10 protein-coding genes are annotated in these 16587 nt (G+C 58.9%); 5 read left to right on the forward strand and 5 right to left on the reverse strand.

The window, feature by feature from the left end:
- Positions 1–30: 30 nt before the first annotated feature.
- On the reverse strand, positions 31–1131 hold the full coding sequence (locus tag AC5S27_RS23940; RefSeq protein WP_493937078.1) for a glycoside hydrolase family 76 protein: 1101 nt from the start codon (positions 1129–1131) through the stop codon (positions 31–33).
- 139 nt (positions 1132–1270) lie between these two features.
- Between AC5S27_RS23940 and AC5S27_RS23945 the strand changes: the two genes are divergently transcribed.
- The 4 genes from AC5S27_RS23945 (at position 1271) to AC5S27_RS23960 (ending at position 7326) form a co-directional block, all read left to right on the forward strand.
- Entirely contained in the window at positions 1271–1918 is a 648-nt protein-coding gene (locus AC5S27_RS23945; RefSeq protein WP_493937079.1) for a YdeI/OmpD-associated family protein, read from the forward strand.
- Between the two features lie 175 nt (positions 1919–2093).
- Positions 2094–3146, forward strand: coding sequence for a hypothetical protein (locus AC5S27_RS23950; RefSeq protein WP_493937080.1), 1053 nt, complete (start codon positions 2094–2096; stop codon positions 3144–3146).
- A 311-nt stretch (positions 3147–3457) separates the two neighbouring features.
- Entirely contained in the window at positions 3458–5038 is a 1581-nt protein-coding gene (locus tag AC5S27_RS23955) for a hypothetical protein (RefSeq protein ID WP_493937081.1), read from the forward strand.
- A gap of 227 nt (positions 5039–5265) precedes the next feature.
- On the forward strand, positions 5266–7326 hold the full coding sequence (locus AC5S27_RS23960; RefSeq protein WP_493937082.1) for a beta-N-acetylhexosaminidase: 2061 nt from the start codon (positions 5266–5268) through the stop codon (positions 7324–7326).
- On the opposite strand, the gene AC5S27_RS23965 is transcribed toward AC5S27_RS23960, so the two are convergent.
- On the reverse strand, positions 7285–7521 hold the full coding sequence (locus tag AC5S27_RS23965; protein WP_493937083.1) for a hypothetical protein: 237 nt from the start codon (positions 7519–7521) through the stop codon (positions 7285–7287). The two genes, AC5S27_RS23960 and AC5S27_RS23965, sit on opposite strands and share 42 nt — an antisense overlap.
- A gap of 348 nt (positions 7522–7869) precedes the next feature.
- Between AC5S27_RS23965 and AC5S27_RS23970 the strand changes: the two genes are divergently transcribed.
- Positions 7870–9057, forward strand: coding sequence for an RtcB family protein (locus tag AC5S27_RS23970; protein ID WP_493937084.1), 1188 nt, complete (start codon positions 7870–7872; stop codon positions 9055–9057).
- A gap of 300 nt (positions 9058–9357) precedes the next feature.
- Here AC5S27_RS23970 and AC5S27_RS23975 read toward each other — a convergent pair whose 3' ends face one another.
- The 3 genes from AC5S27_RS23975 to AC5S27_RS23985 all read right to left on the reverse strand — a co-directional run bounded on the left by AC5S27_RS23975 (position 9358) and on the right by AC5S27_RS23985 (position 16239).
- On the reverse strand, positions 9358–10563 hold the full coding sequence (locus tag AC5S27_RS23975) for a metallophosphoesterase family protein (protein ID WP_493937085.1): 1206 nt from the start codon (positions 10561–10563) through the stop codon (positions 9358–9360).
- A gap of 320 nt (positions 10564–10883) precedes the next feature.
- Positions 10884–12725 (reverse strand): VWA domain-containing protein, encoded by a 1842-nt coding sequence (locus tag AC5S27_RS23980; protein ID WP_493937086.1) that lies wholly within the window; start codon positions 12723–12725, stop codon positions 10884–10886.
- A gap of 121 nt (positions 12726–12846) precedes the next feature.
- Entirely contained in the window at positions 12847–16239 is a 3393-nt protein-coding gene (locus AC5S27_RS23985) for an outer membrane beta-barrel protein (RefSeq protein ID WP_493937087.1), read from the reverse strand.
- Positions 16240–16587 lie beyond the last annotated feature (348 nt).

Raw genomic sequence — 16587 nt, forward strand, 5'->3', positions numbered from 1 at the left:
CTCGATTCCGTGTAAAGCACGAACCACACACTAATCCCTATTCCCTAGTCCCTGCCGATAAGCCACCAGCAAGTCCAAAGCAGAACTCTGCCGCGCCGCATCCGCCAGATCAAACGGCCCACCCCAGAAAATCCCCAGCTGATCCTCACCATTCCGATCCTTGGTCCAGATCAACTCCGCATTCTTCCGCACAAACTCCCGATAGCCACGCAGCTTCACACGCCCATTCAAAATCATCAGATTCCGCGCCAGTATCCCCTTGAACTGCGGCACATCCCCACCATCATGCGCGTTCTCCAGCTCCCCCAGCGCCCCATTCGGATCCTTCAGCGCAACCATGGCAGCCTCAGCAATCGCCTTCGCGATCTTCAGCGCCCCGCCATCGGAATGCCCAGCCTTCTTCTCCGCCGCCACCATCTCCACAATCCCGCCCAGAATCACACCCTGGTTATACGTCCACGTCCGCTGCCCATTGTTCGTGCACTTACCCGGGTCCTTCATCTTCAACCCATCGTTAATGAGACTCGAAGAATTGATCATCCCCGACCCCTTAAACCACACCCATTCCTTGCGCATCCACTCGAGCGCCTCATCCCTCTGCGCAGCATCCTTCTCACGATTGGCCAGCGAAGCCGCCACCGAAAGAAACAGCTCATTCTCAATCGCGTTCTTGTCCTTGTTATCCTTGCTCCACCAAACCCCGCCGCCACAGCTCTCCGTCTCCCAGCCAAGCTGCATGTCCTTGAAGATCGACCACGCCTGCCGCAGGTACTTCTGATCGCCGGTAAGGTCGTAAACATCCACCCACGCCAGCGCCCACCAGCCCTCATCGTCGTAATATTTGTTCAGAAAACCCACCGCCCCATCCGGCCCCGTCTGCGCCTTCTCCAGCGTGTTCGCAAACACCGGCACAAACTCCTTCGTCCCCGCCACGCGACTGTAGTTCGCCAGAGTAGTAATCGCATTCGCCGAGTTCCACCACCCCGTCGACTTATAAATCCCCGTCTCCGGCACATACCACTTCTGCAGCACCGCGACAGCCTTCGCAACATCCACGCCCGATACCTGCGCCCGACCCACACCAGCCATCACAAAAGCCAGCACCACCACAAAAAAAGTCCGAATCCTCATAACGCCAAAAATACCACGCCAAACAGACCCAGTACGCACCAGAACAATACCGCTAACTTGCTGACTCGCTACGTGCCGAAGGCACGCTAACTCGCTGCCTTTATGTACACTGTTCTCCTAAAACCACAAGGAGCCACTTATGCCTCCAGAATCCAATTACGACCCAAGAATCGACATCTACATCAACAAGGCCAAACCCTTCGCCCAGCCCATCCTCCACCACCTCCGCGAACTCGTCCACAAAGCCTGCCCAGGCGTCGTCGAAACCATCAAATGGTCCCGCCCCTTCTTCGAATACAAAGGCGCCATCCTCGCTAACATCTCCGCCTTCAACGAGCACTGCAGCTTCGGCTTCTGGGGCGAAGAAATCGGCGCCGTCCTCCGCGAAGCCAAGCTCGTCCAGGACGGCGGCATGGGCTCCCTAGGCCGCATCACCAACATCGCCGACCTCCCGCCCAACAAGCAGATGCTGGCCCTCCTCAAACAAGCCACAGCCTTCATCGACAACGGCACCTACACCAGTCCCATCGCCGCAAGAAGCAAACTGAACAAGGTAGTCAAAGCCCCCAAGCCAGCCCCCGAAGTTCCCACCGAATTCACGCAAGCCCTCAAAGCCAACAAAGCCGCCGGCAAAGTCTTCGCGGCCTTCAGCCCCAGCTGCAAACGCGAATACACTGAATGGATCGCCGACGCCAAGCGCGAGGAAACCAAACAAAAACGCATCCAGCAAGCCATCGAATGGATCGCAGAAGGCAAGCAGCGCCACTGGAAATACCAGAACAGCTAACCGCAACCGATAACGGGAACTGCCGCTCCGTCATCGCTTCTTTTAGTTGTCATTCCCGTAGGGAACCTGCTTCTGCCGTTGCCTTTGCTTTTGCTCTTGCCTTTGCTCTTCTTTCTGTCATTCCCTCTGGGAATCAGCTGTTCCACACCAACCGCAAGCAATGAAAGCCGCTCTGATGCAATGCCCTAACTGCGCAGCCCAGATAACCTCAGGCCAATCCATCTGCCCCCAATGCAGCGTCGACCTTATCGCGCCGCCGCCACCACCCCCGCCGGTCTCCGCCCAACCCAGACCCATTCGCTTCGCCTTCACGGTACTCGCTCTGCTCGCCGGAATCGTGCTCATCGCCTGGTCCACCTTCCTCCGCTATCACCGCGACCTGACCGGCGAAGCCATGGGCTACTTCCTCGGCAGCCTCCTTCTCCCGTTCCTCATCGCCTACGCCATAGCAGGCGCCAAACGCCGCCGCAACGGTCTCTGGTTCTCCCTCGCCTTCTTGGCACTTGCCATCATTGCTTCCTTTTCGGCATTCGTAGGCCGTGAAGCAAGCCTCGCCGACCTGCCCAAAGACCAGATGCTCGAAACCCTCGCCGGCATCCGCCCACTCCCCGTCAATGCCCCGGATTACGACAGGAAAACCGTGGCCACAACGTCGCAGCTATTTGCCGAAATGCGGCAGATCAGCGTCGACTACAACGCCCGCCAATCCCAACTCAACCAACAGTTCCCCAAACTCTACGCTCTCCAAACCTTCGCCAGCCGGTCCGCTCTCGAGCACGCTCGTAGCGTCGTCCAACAGAAACTCACCCTCGACGAGGACACCTCACAGAAGTTTCAACATTTCCCCGACATGCTCCGCTCTCATCTTCAGAACTCAGGGCTCTCCAAGGCAGACCAGCAGGACTTCATCGCCAGTGTTGAGAGCACCTTCAGCACCTCCTCTGTCATGCAGGCTCGCGCCGACATGTTGACTGCTGAACGAAAATGGGCAATGGCGAGTTTTGATCTCTATGATTTCTCCATGCAACACCTGAACGAGATGTCCGTTGGCAAAACCTCCATCGTCATCAGCTCCGCCGATACGAAAAAACAATTCGATAGCCGCTATGCTCAGGCTCTCAAGCTGCGCAACGAGTTCAACGCATCCGCTGCCAATCTCGCCAGGACACGGGACGCATACATGGCATCGCAGGGCATCAAGCTCTCCGATGTTGGTCTCAAGAAGTAAACAAGACCTTTATCGCTTCTTTTGACTGCGGTTGTTCTCCCGGTTGTTCTTCCCGGTTGTTCTTCCCGTTGCCTTTGTGGTTGTCATTCCCGAAGAGAACTCTGCTGTTGTCTTGCGGTTAAGCAGAGAAGATGCGGGCTCTCCATCCTTTGCGCCTTATGCAAAGGGTGGGAACTAAGCAAGCATCCCCAATCGTGTAGGAAGCACATATCGAAACGAGCAGGGCATTGTTCTCCCCCGAATAGCCTCGCAGAAGAAAGAGGGCTTCAGCCCCGGGCTCTTCCGCTATCATCCAACCCATCAGGAGAACCATGCCAAAACTTCATCTCCTCCCCCTGCTTCTCTTCGCCCTCGCCATCCCCACCCATGCACAGGAATCCATGGAGCACATGGATCACGGCAACCACCTCGGCACAGTCCACTTCGCCACCACCTGCGCTCCCACAGTCCAGCCCGACTTCGACCGCGCCGTAGCCTTAATGCACTCCTTCCAGTTCGCCCGCGCCATCCAGTCCTTCAACACCATCCTCACGCAGGACCCGACATGCTCCATGGCCAACTGGGGCATCGCCCTCAGCAACTGGGGCAACCCCTTCGGCGCAGGCCAGAAAGCCCAGGCCCAGCTCGACCTCGGCCTCAAAGCCATCGAAGCCGCCCGCGCCCAGCACCCCAAATCTCCCCGCGAAAACGCGTACATCGAAGCCGCAGCCATTCTCTACACCGGCACAGCCACCATCCCCCAGCACGCCCGCATGGTCGCCTACGAAAAAGCCATGGCCACCCTGAGCGCCACCTATCCCGAAGACACCGAAGCCGCCATCTTCTACGCCCTCTCACTCGCCGCCGCCGCCGACCCCGCCGACAAGACCTACGCCGACCAGCTCAAAGCCGGAGCCATCCTCGACAAGCTCTTCGCCCAATACCCCGACCACCCCGGCCTCGCCCACTACATCATCCACACCTACGACGTCCCCGCCCTCGCCGGCCGCGCCGTCAACGCCGCCCAGCGCTACGGAGCGATTGCTCCGGACACGGCCCACGCCCTCCACATGCCCTCCCACACCTTCACCCGCGTCGGCAACTGGCAAGCCTCCATCGACACCAACATCCTCTCCGCCCAATCCGCCCGCCGCTTCCATCAGCCCGCCGACGAGCTCCACGCCGATGACTACCTCGTCTACGCCTATCTCCAGACCGGCCAGAACAAAGCCGCCCTCGCCACCGTCCAGTCCGCCAATGAAGTATTCACTCACTTCGACCCCAAGATGACCGTAGGCGGAGCCGCCGGCCCATCTGCAGCCTACTTCGCCCACGCCGCCATCCCCGCCCGCTACGCCCTAGAACGTGGCGACTGGCCCGCCGCCGCCAGGCTCGAAGTCCTACCCACCGCCTTCGCCTACACCGACGCCATCACCTGGTTCGCCCGCGGCCTCGGCGCTGCCCACATCAACGACATAGAAGCCGCCAAATCAGCCATAGCCGCGTTAGCAGATATCCACGACAAACTCGCAGCCGCCAAAGAGATGTACTGGGCCATCCAGGTAGAAATCCAGCACCAGGAAGTAGTAGCCCAGCTAGCCTTCGCGCAAGGCGATAAAGCCACGGCCATCGCCACCATGCGCGAAGCCGCCACCTACGAGGACAAGACAGAAAAGAACGCGGTAACCCCCGGCCCATTAGCCCCAGCCAGAGAACTGCTAGCCGAACTCCTGCTAGCCAACAACCAGCCAGCAGAAGCCCAGAAGGAATTCGAAGCCACATTAGCCAAAGAACCCAACCGCCTCCGCTCATTAGCAGGCGCAACAAAAGCAGCCGAGGCCGCCGGCAACAAAGCAGCAGCTCAGCTCCACCAAACCCAACTAGAAAAAATCACAGCAAAATCCGACCGCTAGCGCTGTTGTCCCGCGCTCGTCTTTGCCTTTGCCGCTGCCTTTTTTGTTTGTCATTCCCGAAGGGAATCTGCTGTTGCATTTGCTTTGCTCTGTGCAGTTGCCTTGCCTTTCTGTCTGCATCGATCGAAACAACCGCCGCTGACTTGCTGACTCGCTAACGTGCCGAAGGCACGCTGACTTGCTGCCTCGACGCGTTATCCTGTCCACAACCGCATAGGAGCCAAATCTTGATTCCCAAAACGCCCCGCAAATTCCTACCGCTATTCCTGGCCCTCGCAACCCTCCCAGCAGCCGCCCAGCAGACCCTGAACCTCATCCCCTACCCCAGCTCCCTCCAGCAAACCCCCGGCTACCTCCCGCTGGACAAAAATTTCCACGCCACCACCAACCACCCCGAAGACCCCCGCCTCCAGGGCGCATTCACCCGCGCACTCACGCGCCTGGACCGCCAGTGCGGCAACATCGCCCGCCCCCAGAACTACCCCGCCACCAGCGCCGAAACCCTCACCCTCACCGTCGCCGCCCCCGGCGAACCCATCCAGTCCATCAACGAAGACGAAACCTACTCCCTCACCGTCTCCGCCGCCGGCGCCCAGATCAAAGCCGCCACCGACGTAGGCGCCATGCACGCCCTCCAAACCCTCCTCCAGCTCGTCACCCTGCACGAAGGCGCCTGCGCCCTCCCCTACGTCACCATCACCGACACCCCGCGCTTCGCCTGGCGCGGCTTCATGCTCGACGTAGTCCGCCACTTCGAACCCATCAGCGAAGTCAAGCGCGAGCTCAACGCCATGGAGTACGCCAAGCTCAACGTCTTCCACTGGCACCTCTCCGACGACGAAGGCTTCCGTGCCGAGAGCAAGAAATACCCCAGGCTCACCGCCAACGCCTCCCGCGGCGAGTTCTACACCCAGGATCAGCTCCGCGAAATCGTCGCCTACGCCCGCGACCGAGGCATTCGCGTCATCCCTGAATTCGACATGCCCGGCCACTCCACCTCGACCGTCTTCGCCTATCCCGAATACGGCTCCGGCGAAGACATCAAGTTCGTCCCCAACGTCCGCGACGCCACCCGCGCCGCCCTCGACCCCTCGAACGAAAAACTCTACAAATTCATCGATGAGTTCGTCGGCGAAATGTCCGCCATCTTCCCCGACGCCTACTTCCACATCGGCGGCGACGAAGTTGAAGACCACAACTGGCTCGACAATCCCCGCATCGTCGCCTACATGAAGCAGAAAGGCTTCGCCAAGCCTGCCGACCTCCAGGCCTACTTCAACACCCGCCTCCTGCCCATCCTCACCAAACACCACAAGAAGATGGTCGGCTGGGACGAAATCCTCGCCCCCGCCCTGCCCAAGGACATCATGATCCAGAGCTGGCGCGGCGAAGAGTCGCTCGCCACCGGCGCGCAGCAGGGCTACCAGGGCATCCTCTCCGCTCCCTACTACCTCGACGCCGAAAAGCCCAGCGACATGATGTATCTCGCCGACCCCATCCCCGCCGACACCAAGCTCACCCCTGACCAGCAGAAACTCATCCTCGGCGGCGAAGCCACCATGTGGGCCGAGCAGCTCCATGAAGAAACCGTAGACTCCCGCGTCTGGCCCCGCCTCCTCGCCATCGCCGAACGCTTCTGGTCCCCGCAATCCCGCCGCGACGTCCCCGACATGTACCGCCGGCTGCGCATCGCCTCCCTCCAGCTCGAAGACACCGGCCTCACCCACATCAGCGGCCCCGAAACCCTCCGCCGCAACCTCATCGCCTCCACCCACCCCGGCGACACCGATACCTGGGTCATCGACACCTTCGCCGCCGCCCTAGAGCCGGTAAGCTTCGGCGAACGCAGCGACACCCAGAAAACCGATGCCCTCCAGTCCCTCAACCGCATGGTCGACGCCGTAGTAGCCGACCCGCCTCTCCGCCAGGACTTCAACGACCAGGTCCAGGACCTCCTCGACCCCAGCTCCTCGACCGAAGCCCGCGCCCTCGCCGCCGCCCACCTCCGCGAAATCTTCGAGCAGTGGCAGAAAGCCGCCCCCGAGCTCCAGACCCTCGCCCTCGAATCCCCGCGCCTAAGCGACATCGGCCCCCGCGCCCACCAGCTAGGCGACCTCGCCGACACCGGCCTCGAAGCCCTCACCTTCCTGACCGCCGGCGCCCACCCCAGCGCCGATTGGAAAGCCACCAAACAAGCCCAGATCACAGAAGCAGAAAAACCCAGCGCCTTAATCCGCTTCGTCTTCCTACCCAGCCTCCAAAAGCTGATAGAAGCCGCCGCCAACTAACTCCCCCAGCCGTTGCCCTTGCTGTTGCTTTCGCTCTTGCTCTTGCTGTTGCTCTTGCTTTTGCTCTTGCTCTTGCTCTTGCTTTTGCTTTTGTTCTTGTTCTTGCTTTTGCTTTTTTTGTTTGTCATTCCCGAAGGGAATCTGCTGCTCCCTCCGAACGCGTGCAAAGCACAAACCCGGACGGAGCAGCGGCATGCACACCCTGAACCAAAGCGAAGAAAAGGGAGGAACTTTAGCCCCGCACCCACCACGCATGGATTAACAAAGGTGAATGCATCCCTTGCAATTCACCCCACAATCATGCTTTAGTAAGAAAGCTCAAACGAGCAAAATAGCCATGCAGAACCTCAATCCATCGCGTATGCTCGGCCACTTCAGCGAATCCAAGCTGGACGCGCCCGCGTATCGCCCGGACTGGGGTCCATCCACGGCATAGCCCTGCATCTGCAGCAGCTTCTTCGTCGAGAGCCCCAGCCCACAAGCTGGGGCTTTTGCTTTGCCACAAACCTCCACTCAAACCCCAAAGAAAGAAAGCAGCATGACATGAAACTCATAGGCAACATACCCGTATGGGGAGAGCACGAAGAGAAGACTCTCTCCCAGATAAAAACCTGTGCCGCCACCGCGGACCGCGCCGCGCTCATGGCAGACGGTCACCTCGGCTACGCCGTTCCTATCGGCGGCGTCGTAGCCTACAGGAACGCCATCAGCCCCTCCGGCGTAGGCTTCGACATCGCCTGCGGCAACAAAGCCGTGCGTCTGGACGAGTTTGCCATGCCGGGCAGCAAGCTGCGCTCGAACATCGCCCGCATCATGGACGACATCTGGACCACCATCAGCTTCGGAGTCGGCCAGAAGAACAACGAACGCGTCGAGCATGCCATCTTCGAGGCCAATCATCCCGGCTGGGAAGTCCCCGCCGCCCGCGCGCAGAAGCAGAAAGCGCAGAACCAGCTCGGCACCATCGGCTCCGGCAACCACTACGTCGATCTCTTCACCGACGAGCAGGACCGCGTCTGGATCGGTGTCCACTTCGGCTCTCGCGGCTTCGGCCACGGCATCGCCACCTGGTTCCTCAAAGCCGCAGGAGCAAAAGACGGCATGGAAGTAGAACCCTGCGTCCTCGATGCCAACAGCGACCTGGGCGAACAATACATCCGCGGCATGACGCTCGCCGGCGAATACGCCTACGCAGGCCGCGACTGGGTCTGCGAACGCGTCGCCAAAATCCTCGGCGCCCCCATCGTGGAGAGCGTCCACAACCACCACAACTTCGCCTGGCGCGAAGAGCACGGTGGCGAACAGTACTGGGTCGTCCGCAAAGGCGCAACACCCGCCTTCCCCGGGCAGAAAGGATTCGTCGGCGGCACCATGGCTGAGCCCGCCGTCATTCTCGAAGGCATCGACAGCGAGGAGTCGAAGCAGTCCATGTACTCCACCGTCCACGGCGCAGGCCGCGTCATGGGCCGTCGCGAAGCCACCGGCGTCACCGATCGCAAGACCGGCGAAGTCAAGCGCGCAGCCAGGGTCACGAGCGACATGATGCGCGAAGCCGTAACCACAGCAAAGGTTGAACTCCGCGGCGCAGGAGTCGACGAGTCCCCTCACTGCTACAAGCGCCTCAACCAGGTCCTCGATGCCCACAGCAACACCGTGCGCATCCTCCACACGTTGACACCAGTAGGCGTAGCCATGGCCGGCGCCAACGAGTGGGACCCCTACAAGGACTAGCAACTCATTGCCAGCTCCTCATCAATCAAACCAATACGGGTGCCCACATCTCGCCCTCAAGATGTGGGGCCCTTGCTTTTTGGTTTGTCATTCCCGAAGGGAATCTGCTGTTGCCCTTCAATCATTCGTGCAAAAGCACGAACCGTCTTTGAATTGTTTGTCGTCATTCCCGCAGGGAACCTGCCGTTCCCTTCAAATCCGTGCAAAGCACGAACCCGGAGGGAGCAGGGGCATGCATGCCCCTGAACCAAAGCAAAGAGAGGGGCTTTAGCCCCGGGCCCCTCTCTTCAATCACCCAACCTAAAGCGTAGGCACCGACTTCGGATCCGCCAGCACCACCGCCGCCGTCCGATACGAGAATGTATCTCCCTGATGCACGTTGCCGTCACGGTCAATCTCCGTCGACACCCCGGAGATCGTATCGGCATCAATCGTCAGCGTCAGATAGCCCCATGCCTTGTCCTGCCCATACTGCAGTACCGCACCCGTATCCGGCGCGGCCGTTCCCACCGCAGAATGCAGCTTATGCAGGTTGTGATACCCGCCGAAGCCATTCACGATGAAAGGCGTCGGCCCATCCGGACTGATCGCCATCTCGATCCGCTGATAATCATGCACGTGCCCCGACATCACCAGGTTCGGCACCCGCCCCGTATCGCGAATCGCATTCTCCAGTACATCCGCCATCTTCGAGCTGCCCGAATGAAACACATCAAACGAGTAAATCGGATGATGCATGGACAGGATCAGCGCCTTATCCATCGGCGCCGCGGCGAACTCACTCGTCACCCATTGCTGCTGCACCGAATCGATCGATCCACCCTCCGGCACGTTCGTATACATCCCGATGAACGTGGCATACGGCGTGTCGAACGTCCAGTAAACATTCGGCAGCGACAACCCCACGCGAGGCGCATCCTTCGAGATCGGATCCACATCCGGATGCGTCTGCATGAAGTAAGCCGCCCAGCCATCCAGCGAAGTCTGCACAGTCGGGTCATCCACCTCGCCATCATGATTGCCGGGAATCGCAAAGATAGGCGCGGTATACGCGGCATACGGCTCATAGAACTGCGGGTAATAGTCGTCATGCATACCCGTGAAATACACCACATCCCCAACGTGATAGCAGAACTGCGGAGACGCCGGATCATCCGCATTCAGATCCAGCACCATCTTGTCGGCGACATGCCCCTGATACTCTCCATCCACCACGCCGCCCGAATCACCAAGCACGTGAAAGACCATCTTGTTCGCGGTAGCGCAGTTAGCCGCAATCTCCGCGAAGTTATCCGTCAGCGAATAGTGATAAGGCGCCAGTCCAATCGGACGCGGCAGCGGCTGATAGCCCACGTTGCGATGCGATACAGGGTTCAGAGCAGTGACACCCGGGTGAGCCTGCGAACCATTCTTTTTAGGAGTACGCGTGCGGACCGCGCCTTGTTGCAGGCGAGCGGCAGGAAGCGGTGCAGCTATAGGACGAGCATGCGGATGCGGAAGTGCCATGGGAAAACCTCGATCTAGGAATGAGCTCCGCACCGAAGCCGGCTTGATCCCTACCCTTTGCCGCAGTTCGGAGGCCCATCCTTTCTCGTCCCAAACTGCCGGCAAGTCAAGATAATTTTCTGTAACATCAACTTATCGGGATAACAAGAAAACCACTAACTCTTGTAGAAAAAATCCGCTCTTATAAAAAGGATTACTCTTCTAAATTTCGTTACTTTTCTAACTGCGTCGCAGCACGAACTGAGGGAGCAGGGAACTCATAACCCCGAATCAATGCTTCACTGCGAAGAGAACTTCATCCCCGCGCACTGCGAAACCAGCTATCGCGCAGCCGCCGTCAACCGCCCAGTAACCACCCTCAGCGGCAGCTCCAGCGATCCTACCTTCGCCGCCGACACATCCCGCACCGCCACCCGCAGATGCATATCCCCCGCCGGCAGATCCAGCAGCACCCGCAGCGGAATCCCGCTCTTTCCCATCGCCGCATACAGCTCCGGCTTGAGCCGCAGCGTCATGCCCTTATCGAAATAGTTCACCCGCTCCCCATCGCCGTCATACGCCACCACCGCCAACTCCACCAGCGCCCGCCGCACCCCCTGCGCATCCGCCGCAAACGCCAAACTCCCCTCCGTCAGCCGCAGATCCACCACATACCGCTTCGTCGGCCCCGTGATCTTCTGCGCCAACTCCCCCTGGGGCCCACCACCCACCCCCGTATCCGCGCGCAGCAGCGGATCATCCACCCCCAGCACCCGCGCATCGAACACAATCTCCGTAGCCGGCGGCGCACCCCTCAGCAGCGCCTCCGCCATCAGCCCGTTCTGTACCGGAGAGTTCGCCTTATCCCGGTCATCCGTAAAATACCCATGCCGGTAAGCCAGGTCGAACGACCCGCCATCCACCTTCACCTTCAACGAGTGAAACTTCCCATCGTCTCCCTTCGCCACCGGAGCAAACGCCAGCGTGTAGTAACTCGACCCATGACTGACTGCCTCCGCCACCGCGCCCTTGAAGTCACCCGTATTCACAAACGCCCGCCCACCCGTATCCGCCGCCAGTTGCTCCATCGCAAAATGCTCCGCAATTAAGCCACTCGTAGCCGCCGCATTGTCCCGGGCCATCGCCAGCGCCATCGCCTGCCCGCCCTGTGACCCGCCAGACGAAGGCCGGTAAGCCATATCCGAAGTCGGCAGCGTCATCAATCCCCGCGCATCCACCGGATATACCGCCACCCGCGCCGCATTCATCACCACGCTCGTCTTGCGTAACTCGTCACGATAGTCCGCCGCCCCGCGAAACGAATCCGAAGACACCTTCTCCGGGTCCATCGAAACCGGAAACGACCCCGAAAACCAGATCAGATTCTTCCGCCCCGGAATCCCATCCAGATACCGCGCCAGCAACCGCAGCGAATCCATCGTCGTCCGCACCCGCATATCCGTCTGCATCCCCGCCATATCCGAAGTAAACAACTGCCCCGCCCCCGGAATATTCAACCCGGGCTGCGCAACCGATCCGCCCTGTGAAGCCGACTCCGGCGTACTCCCCAGATCACCATTGGAAAATATCGATGGCTGCGGCAGCGCCTTCCCGCTCTTCATCGCCGCCGCCAGCGCCCCAGGATCCGTCGTAAATCCCTGCACCAGCCGCAATCGCGACGTCAGCGTAAAGATCGCCAGCGGCGTTCCCGGAGCAATCGTTCCCAGATAATCCAGCATCTGCTGCCGCGCCCGCGCCTGGTCCTTCACCGCCGTGTTCAACCCATCCAGCAGCAACACATTCACCGCCGCCGTCGAAGGATACTGCGGCTTGTTCGTAATCACATGCTCCGCCAGCACCGGACTCGGTCCCGAATTCTGCGCAGCACTCCCCGCCCCCAACGCATCCCCAGGCCGATGCTCATCCACCGAAAGCAAAGGCCGCTCCTTGCCATCCTCCAGCAAATGAAACCGCTTCATATCAATGCCATGCACAGCAGCACCCTTGGCATCCACCACCACATCCACCAGCACCAGATTCGTCTCAGTCCGGATCACCGGCACAGCAGCATCCGCCTGCCCAGCCAAAGCCTGCGCACCCGCATCCACACCAGCCAGCAAGCCGCACACAAGCAAGCCACAAGCAATCACCCCAGAGAAAAAAAGAGCGCCACACCGGGACATAGTTACCCCCTGCCAAACCAGCCGATACGAAGTTGCCACTAGACTAACTCAGATTCGCTCCGCGCAAACAAAAAGGGGCCGCCCGCAAAGGCAGCCCCTTGGTGAATCAATCCAACTCAGCTTAGAACGTATACCGAGCCGAGAACTGCAGATGCCGCTCCGTCGATCGCGTAGCCCCAGGCCCCTGATTCGAAATGTTCCCAAAGTTGCTATCCGTTATCCCGGTATCAGGATTGCCATAGCTCGCAATGTTGAACACATTGAACGCATCGAACCGGAACCCGACCGCATGCTCGCCCACGATCCGGAAATCCTTCGCAGCCGAAGCATCCATGTTCCGGAACCCAGGTCCGCGAACGTTGCCGTTCCGTCCCGTGCCAAACGTGTTCGGCGCCGGAGTTCCAAACGCGCAAACTCCGTTGTCCACACCTGGATCCGTGCAAGGCGTAGCCGAAGGATCCGTGCCGAACCAGTTATCGATCGTCCGGTGAACGATTTTCAGCTTGCGATATTGGTTAGGCCGCGAAGTGCCGTAGCTGTTTGAGTTATTCCCCGGTCCGGTGATCGTCTCCGGGAATCCCGTATAAGCCACACCAGCCAGTGAAAGCTTCCAACCGCCAATGCCCTCCTCAACAAAACGGTTCGCACTCGAGAAGTATCGCTTCCCATGTCCCACCGGCAGCGCATAGGTCAGCGTGCCCGAAACATTGTGTGCCACGTCATAGCCCGCCGGACCATAATCCGCCGCCGAGTCATAGTAGTTCTGGAATGCGCCGCTGAAGCCATTCACGTTCAGCGCATAGTTACCCAGGCTGTTCGTCAACGCCTTGCTATACGTATAATTCAGCGTGAACTCCAGCCCATTGCTGATACGCTGCCGCAGCACCGCCTGCAACGCGTTGTAGTTCATCATGGCACGTGACTCAGTTACCAGCAGTATGCCCGACCCCACACCCTGCGGAGCGTTCACACCGATGTACTGGTTGTTGTAGAAAGGCGCAGACGTTGGATCGCCATTCACCTTCCATTGGTTCAGATTGCCATAGTCTTCAATGTGCTGACCCTGCTCACCCACATAACCAACCTGCAGCGAAAGCGTATGCGTCAGCGCGTACTCCGCCGTCAAACTCCACTCCTGCACATATGCTGGCTGGATATTCTTTGGGTAGACGTTGTAGGTTCCTGTCGCGGTCAAATCGCCATCGGTAAAGCCTTCTTCCGCGGTGCGCGGAGTGCCCCCGTTGCCTGGCGTCGGTGCAACAGTCTTCACATTCACCGCTTGGATAAATGGCGTGATCGAAGTCAGACGCTGGTTCGACGAGTTCGACTCATAAAAGCTCGTCGCGCCATAGCCACCGCGAATCACAAGACGATCCGAAGCCTGGTAAGCAAACCCAAGCCGCGGCATGATCTGCCGGAAGTTGGTGTCATAGCAGCCACGCGTGCTGCACAGGCCCGATCCTGCGGGAGCGCCCGCCGGTATCGCATGCGCATACAGCACCTGTCCCGTTACTTCATCCACGTTGCCGGTCTTGTTGTTCGACTCAATCCAGGGTTCATCCACCTCATACCGCACACCAATATTGAACGTGAGATGCGGAGTCACCTTGTAGTCGTCGTTGATAAACCCAGCCACACGCCACTGCCGCTGGCCTACGTTCACACTTGCCAGCGTCACCGCAGCGCTGCTCACGCGGTCCAGCACAAAGTCCGCGCCACCCCAGCCGCCTGCGTTGGCAACGGAAGGATTGCTCGTGAAGTTGCCGTTGTAGCTCAACGATCCCAGGTATCCGTTGTTGTTGCTCGTCGGATAATTGTTCTGATACCGCAGCGCCTGCACGCCCATGCTCACCGAGTGACGGCCATGCTGCAAGGTCACATTGTCGATGTAGCTGTACGTGTTATCAATCAGTCCGCCATCAAACGCAGGAGTTCCAAGGCTCGCAATACCGCCATTGATTCCCTGATTCGAGAACCCGTCATACGCCTGATTGGGGAATGTGATACCAACTTTGGAGTTGCCGGAAGTTCCAAACTGCCCGCTCGGATCCTGCGGCAGTCCCGTGTTCCACGTAGTTCGTGTAAATCCAACACGCGCTGAATTGACCAGCGACGGCGAGAAGATGTGGACCCAGTTCGATCCGAACAACTTCGTCGGATAAAGGTTCACACCCGGAAACGAGATCAACAGAAGGGGCGTCTGTCCGTCATAAGCAGTCGACATCGAATAAAAGCCAGTAATCTTATCCGAAGCCTTCGGATCGTATTCGATTTTGATGTCGCCCTGATTGTTCGCCTTGTAGTTACGCTGCGGTGCAACGTAATCGCTTGCAACAATACCATCGGTTGGCGTCGCGTTCGGCAGCGGATACAACTCAGGATGCGCAAACAGGAACTTCGCCACCGGATTCACAATGGGCACATTCAAGTTCCCCACATACGGAGCAAATCCCTTCTCCGAGTCATACAGTTGGATAGGATTTGATCCCGTCAGGAGTGCAGAGAAGTCGCCGTTCCGCATCGCCTGCGTAAAGACGCTCGTCTTCTGCAATCCGCCATTGTGATACCGCGATCCAAGATAGTCCACAAAGAAGAACAGCTTGTCCCGCTTGATCGGCCCGCCGAACGTTCCGCCAAACTGCGCTTGCGAAAAAGGATTGGTAGCCGTCGGCGTGAGGGAGTGATTGTTATACCAGCTATCCGCGTTCAATCGGTAGTCCTGCACGTAGCCGTAAGCCGAACCATGAAAAGCGTTCGTGCCGCTCTTCAACACGCTGATCACGCCGCCGCCATTCACATTACCGTAGTCTGCAGGCGAGTTCGCAGTCAGTACCTTGATTTCTTCCAGCGACTCAGGTGCAGGGCTGTAAGCAATCAGGTTATTGAACGTCTCGTTCATGTCGATGCCTTCAAGCGTGAAGTTGTTCGCCTGGGCACGATTGCCGTTCACGTTGACAGTGTCTGTGTACTGCAGGCTGCGCTCGATACCCGTCGTACCGGAAGTACCCGCTGTGCTCACTGAACCCGGAATGTACAACGTCAGTGCCGAGAAGTCCAAACCGTTTAGCGGAAAATTCGAAATCGTGTTGGCGGTAAATACGCCACCGAGGGAAGCATCGTTGGTGTTCAGAATCGGCGCCGCCGTCGTTACATCCACGGTCGTCGATCCGCCGCCCACTTCCAGCTTCACGTTGAAGTTCGCCGTCTGCAGAACTTCCAGCTGAAACTCCGGCAAAGCCTTCGTCCCGAACCCGTTCGCCGCAATCGTCACGCTGTAGCGGCCAATCGGCAGGAACTCAATACGGTAGTAGCCTGTTGCATTGGTAGTTGCTGGCGAGTCCACGCCGGTTCCTACGTTGTGGGCCGTCACCTGAGCACCGGCAACCACTGCTCCGCTCGGATCGGTAACCGTGCCCGTGATCGTGCCCGTTACGGTCTGCGCCTGTGCGTAGCTACAACACAGCAGTACCGCAAAGGCCACGACAAGCGCCTTGATAAAAAATCTGTTTCTCATCGTTGAGTCTCCACTTGAAACGTTGTGCCTGAGGTGGCAGGTTGTCGTCTTCGCAATCGTCTCCGGGGCGGTCTTCCGCTCTTCCATCGCAATCGCAAAATCTTTAGGCCAAAAGGAGTGCAGGATTACGCTTATGTACGTCACGCTGGACCGGCAGACATAGCTCTGCGGCTCGTGAAAGCCGATTCATCGTATCGTAATCATTTCATAAACCTTGCAAACTGACACCTAAATTGATCAGATGCACCCATAAACTTCACCGCAATCGCCAAATACCCCTCGAAAACTTCACCACAACACACCAATCCCAAAAACAAGCGAATCTACCTCTACTCTTATCTTTGCCGT

Source organism: Acidicapsa borealis (assembly GCF_059115245.1).

Bases quoted from the DNA above. Each gene is read 5' to 3' on its own strand.
- AC5S27_RS23970 (WP_493937084.1), top strand. From the start codon at position 7,870: ATGAAACTCATAGGCAACATACCCGTATGGGGAGAGCACGAAGAGAAG.
- AC5S27_RS23965 (WP_493937083.1), bottom strand. From the start codon at position 7,521: ATGCCGCTGCTCCGTCCGGGTTTGTGCTTTGCACGCGTTCGGAGGGAG.
- AC5S27_RS23945 (WP_493937079.1), top strand. From the start codon at position 1,271: ATGCCTCCAGAATCCAATTACGACCCAAGAATCGACATCTACATCAAC.
- AC5S27_RS23975 (WP_493937085.1), bottom strand. From the start codon at position 10,563: ATGGCACTTCCGCATCCGCATGCTCGTCCTATAGCTGCACCGCTTCCT.
- AC5S27_RS23950 (WP_493937080.1), top strand. From the start codon at position 2,094: ATGCAATGCCCTAACTGCGCAGCCCAGATAACCTCAGGCCAATCCATC.
- AC5S27_RS23955 (WP_493937081.1), top strand. From the start codon at position 3,458: ATGCCAAAACTTCATCTCCTCCCCCTGCTTCTCTTCGCCCTCGCCATC.
- AC5S27_RS23985 (WP_493937087.1), bottom strand. From the start codon at position 16,239: ATGAGAAACAGATTTTTTATCAAGGCGCTTGTCGTGGCCTTTGCGGTA.
- AC5S27_RS23940 (WP_493937078.1), bottom strand. From the start codon at position 1,131: ATGAGGATTCGGACTTTTTTTGTGGTGGTGCTGGCTTTTGTGATGGCT.
- AC5S27_RS23980 (WP_493937086.1), bottom strand. From the start codon at position 12,725: ATGTCCCGGTGTGGCGCTCTTTTTTTCTCTGGGGTGATTGCTTGTGGC.